At 44.1% G+C, this 16,453-nt stretch carries 15 protein-coding genes; 5 read left to right on the top strand and 10 right to left on the bottom strand.

Features of this window, described 5'->3' with window-relative positions:
* Nucleotides 1-124: 124 nt before the first annotated feature.
* Entirely contained in the window at nucleotides 125-982 is an 858-nt protein-coding gene (locus tag BTU61_RS06925) for a 5'-nucleotidase, lipoprotein e(P4) family (protein ID WP_200772913.1), read from the top strand.
* A gap of 57 nt (nucleotides 983-1,039) precedes the next feature.
* Here the strand turns inward: BTU61_RS06925 and glmS are convergent, their stop codons facing one another.
* The 6 genes from glmS to BTU61_RS06895 all read right to left on the bottom strand — a co-directional run bounded on the left by glmS (nucleotide 1,040) and on the right by BTU61_RS06895 (nucleotide 7,136).
* Nucleotides 1,040-2,848, bottom strand: coding sequence for a glutamine--fructose-6-phosphate transaminase (isomerizing) (gene glmS, locus BTU61_RS06920; protein ID WP_200772912.1), 1,809 nt, complete (start codon nucleotides 2,846-2,848; stop codon nucleotides 1,040-1,042).
* A 283-nt stretch (nucleotides 2,849-3,131) separates the two neighbouring features.
* On the bottom strand, nucleotides 3,132-3,827 hold the full coding sequence (locus tag BTU61_RS06915; protein WP_200772911.1) for a gamma-glutamyl-gamma-aminobutyrate hydrolase family protein: 696 nt from the start codon (nucleotides 3,825-3,827) through the stop codon (nucleotides 3,132-3,134).
* Nucleotides 3,828-4,101: 274 nt separating this feature from the next.
* Nucleotides 4,102-5,622, bottom strand: coding sequence for an ABC transporter permease/substrate-binding protein (locus BTU61_RS06910; RefSeq protein WP_200772910.1), 1,521 nt, complete (start codon nucleotides 5,620-5,622; stop codon nucleotides 4,102-4,104).
* Nucleotides 5,615-6,343 (bottom strand): ATP-binding cassette domain-containing protein, encoded by a 729-nt coding sequence (locus tag BTU61_RS06905; RefSeq protein WP_200772909.1) that lies wholly within the window; start codon nucleotides 6,341-6,343, stop codon nucleotides 5,615-5,617. Before BTU61_RS06905 ends, BTU61_RS06910 begins: the two co-directional genes overlap by 8 nt.
* Nucleotides 6,340-6,669 (bottom strand): Rossmann-fold NAD(P)-binding domain-containing protein, encoded by a 330-nt coding sequence (locus BTU61_RS06900; protein WP_200772908.1) that lies wholly within the window; start codon nucleotides 6,667-6,669, stop codon nucleotides 6,340-6,342. Before BTU61_RS06900 ends, BTU61_RS06905 begins: the two co-directional genes overlap by 4 nt.
* A gap of 17 nt (nucleotides 6,670-6,686) precedes the next feature.
* The gene (locus BTU61_RS06895; protein WP_200772907.1) at nucleotides 6,687-7,136 is read right to left on the bottom strand and encodes a MarR family winged helix-turn-helix transcriptional regulator; all 450 of its coding nucleotides are present in this window, start codon (nucleotides 7,134-7,136) and stop codon (nucleotides 6,687-6,689) included.
* A 289-nt stretch (nucleotides 7,137-7,425) separates the two neighbouring features.
* Here BTU61_RS06895 and cbiM point away from each other — a divergent pair, with 289 nt between their 5' ends.
* Genes cbiM through BTU61_RS06880 form a run of 3 tightly spaced genes read left to right on the top strand, consistent with a single transcriptional unit; the run spans nucleotide 7,426 to nucleotide 9,928 of the window.
* Nucleotides 7,426-8,409 carry a cobalt transporter CbiM gene (gene cbiM / locus BTU61_RS06890; RefSeq protein WP_200772906.1) on the top strand — a complete coding sequence of 328 codons (984 nt, stop codon included), beginning with the start codon at nucleotides 7,426-7,428 and terminating at the stop codon, nucleotides 8,407-8,409.
* Nucleotides 8,402-9,190 carry an energy-coupling factor transporter transmembrane component T gene (locus BTU61_RS06885; RefSeq protein ID WP_200772905.1) on the top strand — a complete coding sequence of 263 codons (789 nt, stop codon included), beginning with the start codon at nucleotides 8,402-8,404 and terminating at the stop codon, nucleotides 9,188-9,190. The genes cbiM and BTU61_RS06885 overlap by 8 nt, the downstream gene beginning before the upstream one ends.
* A gap of 12 nt (nucleotides 9,191-9,202) precedes the next feature.
* Entirely contained in the window at nucleotides 9,203-9,928 is a 726-nt protein-coding gene (locus BTU61_RS06880; protein WP_200772904.1) for an energy-coupling factor ABC transporter ATP-binding protein, read from the top strand.
* A gap of 53 nt (nucleotides 9,929-9,981) precedes the next feature.
* Here the strand turns inward: BTU61_RS06880 and BTU61_RS06875 are convergent, their stop codons facing one another.
* Nucleotides 9,982-10,395, bottom strand: a complete 414-nt coding sequence (locus BTU61_RS06875) for a YjdF family protein (RefSeq protein WP_200772903.1) — start codon at nucleotides 10,393-10,395, stop codon at nucleotides 9,982-9,984.
* Nucleotides 10,396-10,570: 175 nt separating this feature from the next.
* Nucleotides 10,571-13,072 carry a leucine--tRNA ligase gene (leuS, locus tag BTU61_RS06870; protein ID WP_200772902.1) on the bottom strand — a complete coding sequence of 834 codons (2,502 nt, stop codon included), beginning with the start codon at nucleotides 13,070-13,072 and terminating at the stop codon, nucleotides 10,571-10,573.
* A 202-nt stretch (nucleotides 13,073-13,274) separates the two neighbouring features.
* Between leuS and BTU61_RS06865 the strand changes: the two genes are divergently transcribed.
* Nucleotides 13,275-14,588, top strand: a complete 1,314-nt coding sequence (locus BTU61_RS06865) for a DUF1958 domain-containing protein (protein WP_200772901.1) — start codon at nucleotides 13,275-13,277, stop codon at nucleotides 14,586-14,588.
* Between the two features lie 81 nt (nucleotides 14,589-14,669).
* Here the strand turns inward: BTU61_RS06865 and BTU61_RS06860 are convergent, their stop codons facing one another.
* Nucleotides 14,670-15,761, bottom strand: coding sequence for a glycerol dehydrogenase (locus BTU61_RS06860; RefSeq protein ID WP_200772900.1), 1,092 nt, complete (start codon nucleotides 15,759-15,761; stop codon nucleotides 14,670-14,672).
* Between the two features lie 14 nt (nucleotides 15,762-15,775).
* The gene (locus BTU61_RS06855; RefSeq protein WP_187539787.1) at nucleotides 15,776-16,444 is read right to left on the bottom strand and encodes a fructose-6-phosphate aldolase; all 669 of its coding nucleotides are present in this window, start codon (nucleotides 16,442-16,444) and stop codon (nucleotides 15,776-15,778) included.
* Between the last annotated feature and the right edge of the window lie 9 nt (nucleotides 16,445-16,453).

Genomic DNA, 16,453 nt, shown 5'->3' with positions numbered 1-16,453 from the left:
TCGATCAACATTTTGTGGTCTCAAGTCTCCTCATTATCGCGGGAACTGTCTCTGTCTCTTTCTTGTCAGTCAAAATCGAAAGGAGTATAATTTCCTTAGAATAATTTTAAGGAGTCTACGGTTTATGAAAACAACAAAAACCACCTTTACCATCGTTTCTGCTCTTGCTTCTGTCATTTTATTGACCAGTTGTGGAAGCAACACAACTAAAACAAAAGAAGCGAACTCAACTAGCTCTAAAAATCAGGTCACATTGACCTATGACCAACAGCGCTCGCAAGAAAATACCATGTCGGTGCTCTGGTACCAAAAGGCTGCTGAAACAAAGGCCTTGTATTTACAAGGATACAATGTCGCTACGGACCGTTTGAAAGAAATCTTAAAAACGCCTTCTGATAAGCCTTACTCAATCGTTTTAGACTTGGACGAAACTGTCTTAGACAATAGCCCTTACCAAGTTCAAAACGTCAAAGACGGTACGGCCTTCAATCCTAAAGATTGGGATGTTTGGGTGAAAAAGGCAGCCGCAAAAGCAGTGCCAGGTGCCAAAGATTTCCTTCAATTTGCGAATCAAAACGGAGTTCAAATCTACTACATTTCTGACCGTACCACCTCTCAAGTAGATGATACCATCAAGAATCTTGAAAAAGAAGGCATTCCTGTCCAAGGACGTGACCACCTCATGTTCTTAGAAGAAGGGGTCAAATCAAAAGAAGGCCGTCGCCAAGCCGTACAAGAAAAAACCAATCTTGTCTTGCTCTTTGGGGACAATCTGGTCGACTTTGCAGACTTCTCTAAGACCTCTGAAGCTGATCGCGATAAGAAATTAGAAGAATTGCAAAAAGAATTTGGTGAAAAATTCATCATCTTCCCAAATCCAATGTATGGATCATGGGAATCTGCTGTTTACCAAGGTAAAAAACTAGATGCCAAGGGACAAACAGAAGAACGCCTCAAAGCCTTGCAAGGTTTTGACAAATAAAGCAAACATCCTCGCTAGGAAAAACCTAACGAGGATGTTTTTTCTATATAGACAAGTTTATTCAACCGTTACGGACTTAGCAAGGTTCCGTGGTTTATCAACATCGAGCCCACGATGAAGGGTTGCAAAGTAAGCAATCAATTGAGTTGGTACCACCATTGAGATTGGAGAGAGGTAAGGGTGAACCGCTGTCAAGACCAAATCATCTGTCTCTTTAGCAACATTTTCTTCTGCAATGGTTAAGACATGAGCCCCACGTGCTGCCACTTCTTGGATGTTCCCACGTGTGTGGCTGGCTAGGACTGGATCAGACAAGAGGGCGATGACCGGTGTACCATCTTCGATCAGAGCGATAGTACCGTGTTTCAACTCACCCGCTGCGAAGCCTTCACATTGGATGTAAGAAATTTCTTTTAGTTTCAGACTGGCTTCCATGGCAACATAGTAATCTTGGCCACGCCCGATATAGAACGCATTGCGGGTTGTTTCCAACAAACCACGGACTTTTTCATCGATCACTTCTTTTTCTGAAAGGGTTGATTCGATCGATTGGGCAACGATCGACAATTCGTGCACCAAATCAAAGGCTTTGGCTTTTTCATTGCCATTGGCTTCCCCAACAGCTTTTGCAAGAAAGGCAAGGGCTGCGATTTGAGCCGTATAAGCCTTGGTGGAAGCGACCGCAATTTCAGGACCCGCATGGAGCAACATCGTCATGTCCGCTTCCCGTGAAAGAGTGGAACCTGGAACATTGGTCACTGTCAAGCTTGGAATGCCCATTTCATTTGCTTTGACCAATACTTGGCGGCTATCCGCTGTTTCACCAGATTGACTGATAAAGATGAAGAGTGGTTTCTTGCTAAGAAGTGGCATACCGTAGCCCCACTCAGAGGAAATACCGAGCTCTACTGGGGTATCGGTCAATTCTTCCAGCATTTTCTTAGACGCAAATCCAGCATGGTAAGAAGTACCCGCCGCAAGGATATAGATGCGGTCTGCTTCTTGAACCGCTTTGATAATAGCTGGGTCTACCACTACTTGACCAGATTCATTGGTGTAGGCTTGGATGAGTTTACGCATCACAGTTGGTTGCTCATCAATTTCCTTGAGCATGTAGTATGGGTAAGTCCCTTTTCCAATATCCGAAAGGTCAAGTTCAGCCGTGTAGCTATCCCGTTCTTGGACATGTCCATCATAGTCTTGGACTTCAACGCTATCAGCCTTGACAATGACCAATTCTTGGTCATGGATTTCCATATATTGGTTAGTTTCACGGATCATGGCCATGGCATCCGAGCAGACCATATTGTAACCATCGCCAAGACCAATCAAAAGTGGTGATTTATTTTTTGCCACGTAGATGGTGCTTGGATCTTCGGCATCCATCAAAGCAAAAGCATAAGCTCCACGGATGATGTGGAGGGCTTTTTTGAAGGCTTCAAGCGTCGATAAGCCCTCTTCTTCCGCAAATTTTCCGATCAAGTGGGCCGCGATTTCTGTATCGGTTTGCCCCTTGAAATGGTGACCTGCTAGGTATTCTTCCTTGATTTCAAGGTAGTTTTCAATAACCCCATTGTGGACCAACACAAAGCGACCGGTCTCTGAACGGTGTGGATGAGCATTGTCCTCAGTTGGTTTTCCGTGAGTTGCCCAGCGGGTATGTCCGATCCCGGCTGTCCCTTCAACACCTGCTGCCTTAGCTGATAATTCTGCAATTCGTCCAACTGCCTTTACCAATTGGCTCTTGCCTTCACTGGCCAGAAAAACACCTGCAGAGTCATAGCCTCGGTATTCGAGCTTTTCAAGTCCTTGAATCAAAATATCCGTAGCATTTGTATTTCCTACAACACCAACGATTCCGCACATAGTCTTTACGATATAGCCCTTGCTATACTTTCCCCTTTACTTAGTCAAACGACTCATGGTCGATTTCTCAGTTACTTTTTAAAAAATTGGTCTAGTCTAATTTACCTAAAAAATAACCAGCGGAGTCAGTATACAATGCTTCTTTCGGTTTGTCAACTAGGAAATTCAAGAAAATTGGTCTAGTTAAGAAAACCTTAAGATACAAAGGGCGTGAACGGCACGAAGATTTTGAAGTCAGTCACTAAAAAACTTAGCAGATCTTCTACTCTACTAAGTTTTTTCTTTATAACTCATTCACCACGTATTCAAAAAGCTTGCGGTCTGCTGGGCTCTTGTCAAACAGCAGTTCCGGATGCCACTGAACTCCTAGAAAACGGCTTTCATCAGTAGCTTGAACCGCCTCGATGATCTTATCTTTTGGATCTCGCGCGATCACTTCTAAGCCGGCTGCCAAGTCTTTAATACTTTGATGATGAAAAGAATTGATGCGACTGGTCTTCCCATAGATTTCATGTAGGATCGTTTGATCCTCAGTCACCAACTCTTGGCTGGTGTATTGACCGGGGGTGTCCTGCCAATGGTGCTCAATCTCCTGGTACAAGGTTCCACCAAGGGCGACATTGTATAGCTGGGTTCCACGGCAAACTGTAAAAATGGCTTTCTTCGCTATCCGTATCTCCTCAATCAAGGCCAGCTCAAATAGATCACGCTTCAAGAGATAGTCATCACTATCGATGGTGATTTCTTCTCCGTAAAACTTTGGTAGGACATTTTGTCCACCAGTGATGATGAGCTTGTCGATCATTGCGACATAATGCTTGGCCAAGTCGGCATCTCCAATTGGCAGGATCAAGGGAATCCCTCCTGCTTCTTTGACCGCTTCGACAAAGCCAGTTGCCGCATAACTCATGTTCGCGTCTGGATCATCTGGAAAGGGCCTTTCATTTCCTGTAATTCCAATCACTGGTCTTTTTTTCATACTTGTTTCCATATACTTTCATTTATTTTCATGCCATATTGTAACACAATTTCAAAAGAGACTCAACGGAGAGTTTTTGAAAAGAAAGTCCAGCTTCTCCATCTTCAACACCCGCTCACTAGACAAAAAGAGAGTGGGGCAGAAATCGGTCATTCGTTAGAATTTGATTTCNNGGCTGTAAAAGCTGATGAAATAAGCCTAGTAGAGCCCACTCTCTTGCTCGAAAATTCAAAGACAATTGAGAGGCTAGGACTTTTGTCCCATCCTCGTCTGGTTATTTCTTGATAAACCCTTCTTTAACCAAAAAGTCACGGGCTACTTTAGCGGCGAATTTCCCTTCTACGCCAACTTGGTAGTTCATTTGACTCATCTGCTTTTCCGTAATTTTGCCAGCTAACTTGTTAAGAATGCCTTCCAATTCTGGATGTTTTTTCAGTAATTCAGCTTTCATCAGTGGCGCCCCTTGATAAGGAGGGAAGAGTTGCTTGTCATCTTCCAGAACCACTAGATCATATTGAGCAATTTCAGGGTCTGTTGAATAGGCATCGGTAATTTGGATATTTCCTTTCTGAATTGCCTCATAGCGCAGCGCCGGCTCCATGGTTGCCACATTGAGATTCAGACCATAAAGGGATTGAAGGCCCTTATTTCCATCTTCGCGGTCATTAAATTCTAATGAGAATCCTGCTTTCAGCTGACCTTCTACTTTTTTGAGATCTGAGATGGTCTTGAGGCCATACGTTTGGGCAATTTTCTTTGGCACAGCCACTGCATAGGTATTTTGATAGGCCATCGGTCGCAAGAGGCTCAGATGATCTTGCTGCTGAATCCCATCACGCGCCACCTTGTAAACCGCTTTCGGATCGTGGCTCACCTTTGGTTTATCCTTCAAGAGACTTTCCGTCACCGTACCAGTAAATTCTGGATAGATATCGATATCCCCTTTTTTCAGTGCTTGGTAAAGAAAGTCGGTCTTCCCAAAGTTGGGTTTCACCGTCACCGTCATGTCTGTATTTTCCTCGATGAGAAGTTTGTACATGTTCATGAGAATTTCAGGTTCTGGACCCAATTTACCTGCGATCACCAGCTTTTCTTTCTCTTTGTGAGGAAGTATGCTTGGGGCATAACTAACTCCCAAACCAAGGACCATGACAGCAAAAGCCGCAAAAATGGTCCGCAACTTGGCCTTTTCCATCCATTTCAAGATACTATTGAACAAAATAGCTAGAAGAGCGGAAGAAAGGGCCCCAATCAAAATTAAGCTATAATTTCTTCGGTCAATACCGAGGAGGATGAAGGAACCAAGCCCTCCAGCTCCGATCAAGGCCGCTAGAGTCGCTGTTCCAATAATCATGACTGCCGAAGTTCGCACGCCTGACATCATCACAGGCATGGCTAAAGGAATCTCAAACTTCTTGAGGCGCTCCCACTTGGTCATCCCAAAGGCGACCCCCGCTTCTTCTAAACTGGGATCAATCCCACGTAAACCGGTAATGGTATTTTGTAAAATCGGGAATAATGCATAGATGACCAGAGCGGTTAAAGCAGGCAGCGTTCCAATTCCCATGATGGGAATGAACAGTCCTAGAAGCGCCAAGGAAGGAATGGTCTGAAAGATTCCTGCGATCTGTAAGACCCAGTTACTTGCTCGGTGACGTGTGCTAAGATAAATCGCTAAAGGTACTGCGATGAAAATAGCGATCATAAGGGTCAAGAGAGACAATTGCAGGTGTTGGCCAAGGGCTGTGAGCCAGTCCCCAAAACGCTCTTGAAAGGTTGTAAGTAGTTTAGACATGGTGAGCACCTCCAAACAAATCTGCGACAAAATCATTGGCTGGTTGGGCTAAAATGGTCTTGGAATCGGCCACCTGCACAATCTCTCCTTCTTCTAGCACCGCAATCCGGTCACCTAATTTTAAGGCTTCATCCGTATCATGGGTCACAAAGATAGTGGTCATGCCAAACTCCTTGTGCAAGTCTTTGGTCAGAGCCTGCAACTGTTTGCGAGAAATGGCATCCAGAGCAGAGAAAGGCTCGTCCATCAGTAAGATTTTTGGTTCCCCGATCATAGCCCTGACAATTCCGACACGCTGTTGCTCCCCGCCAGAGAGCTCATGGGGTTTTCGATCGGCATAATCAGAAGCTGGAAGACCTACTTTTTCTAAAAGTTCGACTGTTTTGGAAGCCACTCGCTCCTTGCCCCAGCCCTTCATCTCAGGAATAAGAGCGATATTTTCCGCAACTGTCAAGTTAGGAAATAGGGCAATGGCTTGAAGCACATAGCCAGTAGACAAACGTAGCTCCCGTTCATCATAGTCCTTGATGCGTTTTTCATCCATGTAGATATTGCCATCAGTCGGCTCAAGAAGCCGATTGATCATCTTGATCATGGTGGTCTTTCCAGATCCTGACGGGCCTACGAGGACCATAAATTCTCCATCTTCAATACGGAGATTGACATCTTTTAAAATATCTTTTTCTGTGTAGCGCAAGGCTACATGTTTGTATTCAATCATTGTTCTTCCTCAATAAGTTGTCTGTCTCTAAGAATATCCAATAGGCTAGTTGCTGGACGCCCTAGAACGTTTTCAACATCTGTTGAAACCCCAGCTTGTTCTCCAACTTTGATAGATGTATAGGTGCTGACCCAGGCATCGATCCCCTTTAAGGCCTCATCCACCTCTGGAGTATTGGCATACACCATCTTACGAATTTCCGCAGTCGTGTAGACTGTTGCACGCTCTGGGCTTCTTGCCAGATGGATAGAAGCCATTCCTCTCTTATCGACAAGATCAGCCACAAAAGAGCCTAATTCCCCTGTTACACCTGTTATTCCAATCATAAGCGTTTTCCCCTCTACTACAGTTCATTCTCTTTAGCTTTTAGATTTGAGATAATCCGCTCTTGATAGGCCTCAAATTCTCGGATTTCTTGGTCAGAAAAACCTTGGTAGAAAATCTCACCCAGTTCCTTGCTGACACGATCTCCAATTTCTTTTTGCGCCCACCCTAGGTCTGTCAAAGAGATATATTTTTTTCTTTTATCCTGCGTACAAGGTTGAATCGTGACCAAGCCTTGTTCTTCCAATTTTTTAACCATGCTGGTCAATGTATTATTGGCTAGACCTGTCGCAAGAGCAATATCAGTTGCGGTAGCGCACCCCAATTCTTGCTTCCACAGAATCGTTAAAATTTTCCCCTGTTCACTTCGGTATTGGGCATCTGGTTCCTTGCTCAAGAGTTTTTGAAACAGTCGCCCGTTCAACAAGCGTATCTGTAAAGCTTGGTAGCCCCCTTGCTTCTTGTCCATTTTGTCTCCTTTTTATTTCTATATCGAAATATCACAGCCATTGTATCACTGTTCATTACACCTGTCAACTATTTCGATATGGAACCAATAATTTTATCTAAATTCACCTTAAAAAGCCCTTATAGCCTTCAAAGTAGTGTTCATCCCTTCTTTTCTACCACTTTCTTTTAGTAAAATAGCCTTGTTTCTAGTAAAAGTAACAAATGTTGTCCTCGTTTTGCATCGACACCTGTTTTTGGAGTGTGGTAATCTGTTAACGAGAATAAATCATACTAATGGAGAATTTGTTATGCATATACCAGATAATTACCTTAGTCCTGCAAGTTGTGCTGTTTTAGCGGTTGCTGCTGCACCTGTTATTGTCTTGTCTGTCAAAAAAGTCAAGGTCCAATTAAAAGAAAACAAAGAGCTAGCTCCGATGCTTGGGATCGCTGCTTCTTTGTCCTTCTTATTAATGATGTTTAATGTTCCTGTCCCTGGTGGAACGACCGCTCACGCTGTTGGAGGAACCCTTCTTGCCATTCTCATAGGCCCCTATGCGGCATCTCTAGCGCTGACGGTCGCCTTACTCCTACAGGCCTTCTTATTTGGAGATGGAGGCATTCTCGCTCTTGGGGCCAATATTTTCAACATGGCCATTGTGATGCCTTTTGTTGGTTATGCTATTTATAGCTTGTTCCGCAAGCACCATCAGGAAACGCTTGGCGTCATTGTCGGCTCTTATCTTTCGATCAATGCTGCCGCCTTCTTAGCTGGTGTTGAATTGGGATTACAACCCCTCATCGCGTCAGAAGCTGGTCAGCCACTCTATAATCCTTATGGATTGAGTATCACGGTTCCTGCCATGTTGGGAGCTCACCTCCTTGTCGCAGGTTGGGTCGAAGCCTTCTTCACCGTTGTCATTTACCGTTTTGTAAAACAAGTTGCTCCTGCAGAGTTGTACACACCAAGTACCGTCAATACAACTTCATTTGTTAAAAAAATTCGCTGGGTCCTCCTTGCTTTGATCGTACTCAGCCCACTTGGACTCCTCGCAAACGGAACAGCCTTTGGTGAATGGTCTGCCGAAGAATTAGGTAGCCTGCTTCATGGTAAAGTCCCAACAGGAATCAAAAATGGATTCTCATTTGAAGCCTTGTTTAGTGATTACACCATTCCTGGAACGAAAATTGCGATCGGCTATATCCTCTCAGCCGTGACAGCCGTCCTTATCTTCTATATCATTAGTAAAATCATTCGATCAATGAACGGAGAAAAAACTTCTCATGCGTAAACTCCCTGACTGGCTCAATCAAGAGCAAGTAACTCTTGAAGCATCCAAAAGCCATCACTATTTACAAATGAATCTTCAAACATTGCGCCACTTTCTTGGCAAAATGAAACAAACGACTCCCGCATTCAAGGCCAAAACCTCGTCTTGGATGCGGCTCGTTTCCTTTTTAATTTTAGCGATCCTCATCACGACCGCCCACCATCCCATCCAACTGTGGTTGATCGGTATCCTTTTGTTAATGCACATTGCCATGCTTCCTGGAGAGGTCCTACTCCACCTCTTTAAGGTCCTGTTCAAGGTGCTGTTGATTTCCACAATTGTGATATTGCCTAGCATCTTATTTCAAGGATTTCAAAATGGAGGGCTCTTTTTGCTACGTGCAGGGATGATTGTCCTCAATATTTCCCTCTTTCTAGCCACGACGACAAGTGTGCAACTGGTTGAGGCCCTGCGTCAGTTGCGTGTTCCAAAAACCTTTGTGCAAACCATTGATATCACCCTCAAGTATGGCTATATTTTAGGGAAACACTTGCAACAACAAATCGAATGCGTCCAGTTGAGAACGGTTGGACAAAAAGTGAATCTCAATCTCTTTGGCTCCCTACTTGGTCTCTTGTACCTATCCACCAAACACCATACAAAAGAAGTGTACGAAGCGATGATTCTTCGCGGCTACGGCATGGATACAAAGCGCAAAGAAGCCTTCCACTGGAAGAAGGAAGACGTCTTTTTCCTATTGGAATTGGTGGCTCTCACGACCTTCACGACCTTACTTGGCTAGAAAGGAAGCCCTATGATTACCATTCAGGATGGAAATTACCACTATACCGAAGAAACTGGTATCCACGATATTCAACTCCAGATTCAAAAAGGGGAAACCGTGGGCTTGATGGGCCCAAACGGAGCTGGAAAATCGACCCTCTTTAAAATTCTAGTTGGGCTCTTGCCCCTCTCGTCTGGTCAGTACCACTTCAAGGACTGGACCATTGACCAAGACTTCTTGAAAGATCCCCATCGTGCTGGACAACTCTTCCAGCAAGTTGGACTCATTTTTCAAAACAGCGATACGCAATTGTTCAATACAAGCGTCTATGATGAACTGGCTTTTGGACCACGTCAATTAGGCTTAGCCGAGTCCGAAGTCGACCAACGCGTCAAGGATACGCTCGGTCTTCTAGAGATTGAACACCTGAGAGATCGTATTCCCTACCATCTTTCTGGTGGCGAAAAGAAACTAGTCGCTATCGCCAGTGTCCTCACCATGAATCCTAGTCTCTTGCTATTTGACGAGCCCTTTAACGGCCTCTCGCCAAAATACCAGAAGCTGATTGTCGCCTTGCTGCAAGAACTCAAAACAGCCGGAAAAACAATTGTGATTTCCTCCCACCATTTCGAGCAAATCGCACCGATTGTCGAACGGGTCCTCCTCTTTTCTGAAGAACACACCATCACAGGCAGCTACGATCGAGCTGATTGGGAAAATGACCCAGCTATTCAACAATCCTTCACTACATGTTAAAAAGCCTCGGTAGGTACGTCCTACCGAAGCTTTTTTTATGAGAGAGACAAGGGTTAACGTCCTTTATGCTTCTCTCTTCGTTTTTGCTGTTTGCGTTCAAATTTCTCTTGTTTTAGCAATTGCTTTTGGACACTAGATTGATGTTTTGAAATCTTTTTCCTTTCCTCATACTGTAACTGCAATAGTTCTTTCGACTTGGAAGAAACTTTCTGATTTACTTGTTTCCTTACCATTCGCTGTAATCGTTTAGGATTCTTGATTTTTACATGTTGCTTAACTATAGCTTCTGGACTAAAAGATAATTGAGTAAACTGAGTCTGTAAGATCTCTAGAATTTCATCATCTTTTGGCTCCTGACCAAATGTCACACGACAAACTTGATAAGTTTCTCGATACACTTGTTCGAACAAACCATGCCAAAATCCATCTTCAAAATAAACTGTCAATCCAATTGAAATTGTTTCCACGACAGCACCTCCTTAAATCTATCCCTAAGAATGGACAACCAAGGAGGAAGGTTACTGATAGGCTTGCCTACGTCTGGACTACCAACCAGAACTGTGTTTTTATCTTAGTTGGAACTATTATAGCATATAGCAATACAAAAATCCTCCAGAGTCTACCTCTGGAGGACTTTTAAATTTATTTCGTTACGATATTTACAAGCTTGTTCGGTACACTAATCACTTTCACGATTTCTTTACCGTCAATCTCTGCTTTGACTTTTTCATCAGCCAGAGCTACTTCTTGCAATTCTTCGCGTGAAAGGTCTTTTGCGACCATGAGTTTGGCACGGACTTTTCCTTTGATTTGGACGACGATTTCGATTTCGTCTTCGACCAATTTGCTTTCATCCCATGTTGGCCAAGCTACGTAAGAGATAGACTCACCTGTTGCTGCCACTGTTTGCCAAAGTTCTTCTGCCAAGTGAGGCGCAAATGGGGCAATCAATTGGATAAAGCCTTTGGCGTAATCCACGTAGAGTTTGTCTTCCTTGTTAGCTGCATTGACAAAGACCATGAGTTGGGCAATGGCTGTGTTGAATTTCATGGACTCGATTTGCTCAGTGACAGATTTAACGGTTTCGTTGTAAACCTTGTCAAGAGCACCATTGTTTTCCGCAACGATTTCTTTGCTTGTAATCAAGCGGTACACACGGTCGAGGAACTTACGACTTCCTTCCAAACCTTCTTCAGACCAAGCGATAGAAGCGTCAAGTGGTCCCATAAACATTTCATAGACACGAAGGGTATCGGCACCATATTGTTCCACCACATCGTCTGGGTTCACCACGTTCTTGAGGGATTTAGACATCTTAGCTGGTGCTTGCTCCAATTCTTCTCCTGTTTCCACATGGAAGAAGGAACCGTCACGTTTTTCAACCTTGTCAGTCGCCACAAGAGCCCCACGGTGGTCACGGTAGCTGGTTCCCAAAATCATGCCTTGGTTAAAGAGTTTTTGGAATGGTTCCTTAGTTGGAACGACACCGAGGTCATAGAGGAATTTATGCCAGAAACGAGCGTAAAGTAAGTGAAGAACGGCGTGTTCTGCACCACCCACGTAGATATCGACTGGCAACCATTGTTTGAGGAGGTCCTCATCAGCCAATTTTTCTGTGTTATGTGGATCGATATAGCGGAGGTAGTACCAGCTTGAACCTGCCCACTGTGGCATGGTATTGGTCTCACGACGACCTTTGACGCCATCTTCACGAGTCACTTCCAGCCAGTCTGTCAAATTAGCTAGTGGGCTTTCACCAGTACCTGAAGGGCGGATGTCCTTGGTGACTGGCAAGACAAGTGGCAATTCACTTTCTGGAACAGCTGTTGAAGTCCCATCTTCCCAATGAACGATTGGAATTGGTTCACCCCAGTAACGTTGACGGCTAAAGAGCCAGTCACGAAGACGGTAAGTGATTTTTTCTTGACCAAAGCCTTTTTCTTCCAACCAAGCCACAATTTTGGCAATCGCTTCTTCTTTGTTAAGACCGTTCAAGAAGTCTGAGTTGACGTGAAGGCCATCTTCTGTATAAGCAGCTTCTTCAACGTTTCCACCTTCCAGTACCTCTACGATTGGAAGTCCAAACTGTTTAGCAAATTCCCAGTCACGCTCATCGTGGGCAGGAACGGCCATGACGGCACCTGTTCCGTAGCTAGCAAGAACATAGTCGGCAATCCAGATTGGAATTTCTTTACCATTGACAGGATTGACGGCATAAGCACCCGTCCAAACCCCTGTTTTTTCCTTAGCAAGGTCGGTACGAGCCAAGTCTGATTTCAGGCTGGCTTGGTGTTTGTAGTCCGCTACTGCCTCAGCTTGTTCTGGGCTTGTGATGGCATCTACCAAGTCATGCTCAGGCGCTAAGACAGTGAAAGTTGCACCAAAAAGGGTATCTGGACGAGTCGTAAAGACGGTAAATTCCTTGTCAGTTCCTTTCACCTTGAAAGTGACATTGGCACCAGTTGATTTTCCAATCCAGTTGCGTTGCATGTCCTTGATAGACTCTGGCCAGTCAAGGTCATCCAAGTCAGTCAGCAAGCGCTCCGCATAGGCCGTGATTTTAAGCATCCATTGGCGCATTGGTTTACGGACAACTGGATAGCCCCCACGCTCAGAGGTTCCGTCAGGAAGAACTTCTTCGTTGGCGATAGCTGTTCCTAGTTCCTCAACCCAATTGACTGGCACTTTAGCTTCATAGGCCAAGCCTTTTTCGTAAAGTTTGGTGAAGATCCATTGCGTCCACTTGTAGTAGTTCGGATCTGTTGTATTGACTTCGCGATCCCAGTCGTAAGAGAAACCAAGCGCATTGATTTGGCGTTTGAAGTTAGCAATGTTTTCCGCTGTGAATTCCGCTGGGTCATTACCAGTATCCATCGCATATTGCTCTGCAGGCAAACCAAAGGCATCCCAACCCATTGGGTGAAGGACGTTGTAGCCTTGTGCACGTTTGAAACGGCTGAGAATATCCGTCGCTGTATAACCTTCTGGGTGTCCTACGTGCAGACCCGCTCCAGATGGGTAAGGGAACATATCCAATGCATAAAACTTAGGTTTTGAGGCGTCTGTTCCTGTCTTAAAAGTGTGATGGTCAGCCCAGTATTTTTGCCACTTAGGCTCGATTTCTTTATGATCGTAAAAACTCATAGCGTCTCTCCAATTTTCGTGATGCTCCTATTATACCATTTTTAAGCGATTTTTAAAGGATCCACCAAAGAAAAAGGCGGAAACAGATAGGGAAGTGATGGCCCCCTCGTCTCTATTTTGAAACAGAATTGCCTTTCCACCAATCCTTTTTTTAGACTTGAAACTCTTTCACATCCCCTCACTGTATGGTATAATAGAGGCTATGATTGATTGGAGATTCTTTAAAAAATTACGAAACCATACCCTCTTAGGCCTACTTGTGGGAACAATGACAGTTGGATCCATTTCCACTGCCTTTGCGGACGACATCTACCAGCAAGAGGATGTGATGAAAATTGCATCCGATGCCGGATTAAACTTTGATAACTTTTACAAGCCCAAAGCAGACATTGTCATTGACGCCAATACTGGAGCCATCCTCTACGGGGACAATATTGATACTGTTCGCGATTCCGGAAGCATGGCCAAGCTCATGAGTGCTTACGTGGTTTTTCGGGCAATCAAAGAAGGAAAAATCACTTACGATACTGTTGTCACTGCGACCGAAGCGGACCAAGCCATCTCAGAAAATAACCTTCTGAGCAATTCTCCGATCGTTGCTGGTGTACAGTATAAGGTATCCGAATTACTCAAGATGCTCTTTGTCCCATCTTCAAGTGCTGCTGTGATTATGCTGGCTAATCTTGTCACAGACAATGATCCAGACAAATTCTTAGAGTTGATGAATCAGTACTCGCAAGAAATGGGCATGGTCCATACCAAATGGAATAACCCAAACGGGGCGATGATTTCCGTCTTACAGGGCTACTACAATCCACAACACCACGACTTGAACGCCAATAATGAGATTACAGCGCGAGACATGTCGATCCTTGCCTATCACATTGTCAATGACTTACCGGAAATGCTGGAATACACCAAACAGGCCCACACGACCATCATGCCAGGCACTCCATATGAGCAAAGCTATGACAACTACAATACCTCGCTAGAAGGCGGGAAGTTTGAACTCAAGGGAACAGATGGTCTCAAGACTGGATCGAGCCCAACTGCGGACTACAACTACACGGCAACCACCAAACGAGGCAAGCAACGGATCATCGAAGTGATCCTAGGGGTTGGGAACTATGATGTTGAAATCGCAGAAAGCTACCGCAATCAAATCGGAAATGCCTTAGCTGAGAAAATGTTTGCGGATTATCAATATAAAAAGGTCCTCTCTGCAGGTGACCACGAGATTGATGGCCAAACTGTTCACTTAGAAAAAGACTTTTATGCAACCGTCAAAAAAGGGACCAATCCAGCTATCAAACTAGAAAACAAGCGACTGGTGGTTCAAAACGGCTTGAAGCAGGTCTCCCCAAGTATCAAGCCTGGAATCGCGATCAGTAATTCCCAACAATCCAACTCCAGCAACAAGAAAAAAGGATTCGATATCATGTGGATCTTCTGCTTCCTACCCGCTGGAATTTTATACCTGATCTTTAAACAAACAGATCCAAATAGAAGGAAATAGAAAAAAGCTCCCATTACCGTAAGGTATGGGAGTTCTTGTATTTGAAAGAAATCACGTTCTTAATGAATGACAGATTTTAATTTAGTCTAAACTTAGAACGTAAGCATCTACTGCTACGATTGCTTGGGCAATATCAGATGCTTTCACTTCAAATGGCATTTGATGGATAGTTTCTCCTTCAATTGTCGCCTGTTGACCAACCTTGAGAAGATCTTCGTAGCTTGCATTTTCAAGATGCATTTCTTTCAGAGTCGTTGGCATGCCAATTTGTTGATAGAAGCGAATGTATTTATCCAAAACTTCTTTTGGACGGTTTTCCAAGAACAATTGAACCAAGGTTCCATAAGCTACTTTTTCACCGTGTGTCAAATGGTGGATATCCCCAGCAAGGGCCGTAAAGCCATTATGGATGGCGTGGGCCGCTGCCAAGCCACCACTTTCAAACCCGATCCCACTGAGAAGGGTATTGGCTTCAATGATGTTTTCTAAAGCAGGAGTTACGACCTTAGCTTCACAAGCAGCCATAGCTTGGAGGCCATCAGCAAATAAGATTTCTTCACAACGTTGCGCAATGGCGACACCCGCTAGAGTTTGGTGTTTGCCTAACATGTTTTTTCCGTTGGCTTGCATTACCGCACGCGCTTCGACCCAAGTCGCTAATCCATCTGCGATACCAGAAGCGAGCAAACGTTTTGGTGCTTGAGAGATCACTTTACTATCTACCAAGACCAATTCTGGATTTTTAGAATAGAAGATATAGCGAGCAAAGGCTCCCTCATCCGTGTAAATAACTGACAAGGCCGAAACCGGAGCATCTGTCGAGGCAATGGTCGGAGCAATGACAACTGGTGATTGTAAAAGATCGGCAATCGCTTTTGCACTGTCGATGGTCTTTCCTCCACCAAGTCCAATAACCAAATCACAGCCATTTTCTTCTGCCAGACTGACCACACGATTGATTTCATTATCAGAAGCTTCACCATTGAAGAACACTGGTAAGACTGTAAAGCCATACCGGAGGAGATACTTTTCAAAACGTTCTCCTACGATATCATAGACTACTGAATCACATAGTAAGACAGGATGACTTCCTAGTTCCAAAATAGGTTTTGCATTTTGAAATAAAGCATTCTCACCTTGTATGTAACGGGATGGACTTGCAAAATTTCTCATACATTCCTCCTTTATCAGATTGTATTCTTTTGATGAACAGCTGACCAATCCGCCTCGAAGTCATCTACTGCTTTTGCAATAGAAGGCATTCCAAAAGCTGCTTCAAAGACATCTGCTCCTGCCGTAATTGCTTGTGTTCCTTCTTTAAATGCTCTGTTAATTTGAGCCACATTTTTAAAGGAAGCTGCTAGAATTTTGCTTGATGAATGATTACGCTCTATGGCACTCGCTAACTGAGAAATGACCTGAGCTGAATCAATGTTTAAGTTTTCCATACGATTGTAATAAGGTGCTAAATAGTCGGCTCCTGCTTCAATCGCTAACAGTCCTTGAAAAACAGTATAGATTGCTGTTGCAGTAATTTTGTAACCCTCTGCTTTTAACACTTTAATTGCAGCAAGTCCTTCAGGTGTAACTGGGACTTTAATATAGGTATTTTCATCGCATTGTTCGCGAATTTTAGCCGCATCTTTTAAAATTCCTTCATAATCTTTTGCGACAACTTGAACATGAATGGAAGGAGAACCTCCGATGATTTCCCGCACCTTATGAATACGATCAAAAAAATCAATATCCCCTTCTTTTTTGGCAATTGTTGGGTTCGAAGTTACCCCAGCAAGGGGTAACACTCGTGCCCATTTTTTTATCTCATCTAAATTTAAAGTATCAAGCATAAATTCCATATACATACC

This window comes from Streptococcus lactarius, from assembly GCF_016642265.1.
Taxonomy (GTDB): domain Bacteria; phylum Bacillota; class Bacilli; order Lactobacillales; family Streptococcaceae; genus Streptococcus; species Streptococcus lactarius.
Note: the sequence above shows the minus strand (reverse complement) of the source record. Positions and strands in the feature narration are given on the sequence as shown.

Excerpts from the sequence above, each read along its gene's own strand:
- BTU61_RS06915 (WP_200772911.1), bottom strand. The coding sequence starts at position 3,827 with ATGAAAAAAAGACCAGTGATTGGAATTACAGGAAATGAAAGGCCCTTT.
- BTU61_RS06860 (WP_200772900.1), bottom strand. The coding sequence starts at position 15,761 with ATGAGAAATTTTGCAAGTCCATCCCGTTACATACAAGGTGAGAATGCT.
- BTU61_RS06900 (WP_200772908.1), bottom strand. The coding sequence starts at position 6,669 with ATGATTGGAATAACAGGTGTAACAGGGGAATTAGGCTCTTTTGTGGCT.
- BTU61_RS06910 (WP_200772910.1), bottom strand. The coding sequence starts at position 5,622 with ATGTCTAAACTACTTACAACCTTTCAAGAGCGTTTTGGGGACTGGCTC.
- leuS (WP_200772902.1), bottom strand. The coding sequence starts at position 13,072 with ATGAGTTTTTACGATCATAAAGAAATCGAGCCTAAGTGGCAAAAATAC.
- glmS (WP_200772912.1), bottom strand. The coding sequence starts at position 2,848 with ATGTGCGGAATCGTTGGTGTTGTAGGAAATACAAATGCTACGGATATT.
- BTU61_RS06925 (WP_200772913.1), top strand. The coding sequence starts at position 125 with ATGAAAACAACAAAAACCACCTTTACCATCGTTTCTGCTCTTGCTTCT.
- BTU61_RS06880 (WP_200772904.1), top strand. The coding sequence starts at position 9,203 with ATGATTACCATTCAGGATGGAAATTACCACTATACCGAAGAAACTGGT.
- cbiM (WP_200772906.1), top strand. The coding sequence starts at position 7,426 with ATGCATATACCAGATAATTACCTTAGTCCTGCAAGTTGTGCTGTTTTA.
- BTU61_RS06855 (WP_187539787.1), bottom strand. The coding sequence starts at position 16,444 with ATGGAATTTATGCTTGATACTTTAAATTTAGATGAGATAAAAAAATGG.
- BTU61_RS06905 (WP_200772909.1), bottom strand. The coding sequence starts at position 6,343 with ATGATTGAATACAAACATGTAGCCTTGCGCTACACAGAAAAAGATATT.
- BTU61_RS06885 (WP_200772905.1), top strand. The coding sequence starts at position 8,402 with ATGCGTAAACTCCCTGACTGGCTCAATCAAGAGCAAGTAACTCTTGAA.
- BTU61_RS06865 (WP_200772901.1), top strand. The coding sequence starts at position 13,275 with ATGATTGATTGGAGATTCTTTAAAAAATTACGAAACCATACCCTCTTA.
- BTU61_RS06895 (WP_200772907.1), bottom strand. The coding sequence starts at position 7,136 with ATGGACAAGAAGCAAGGGGGCTACCAAGCTTTACAGATACGCTTGTTG.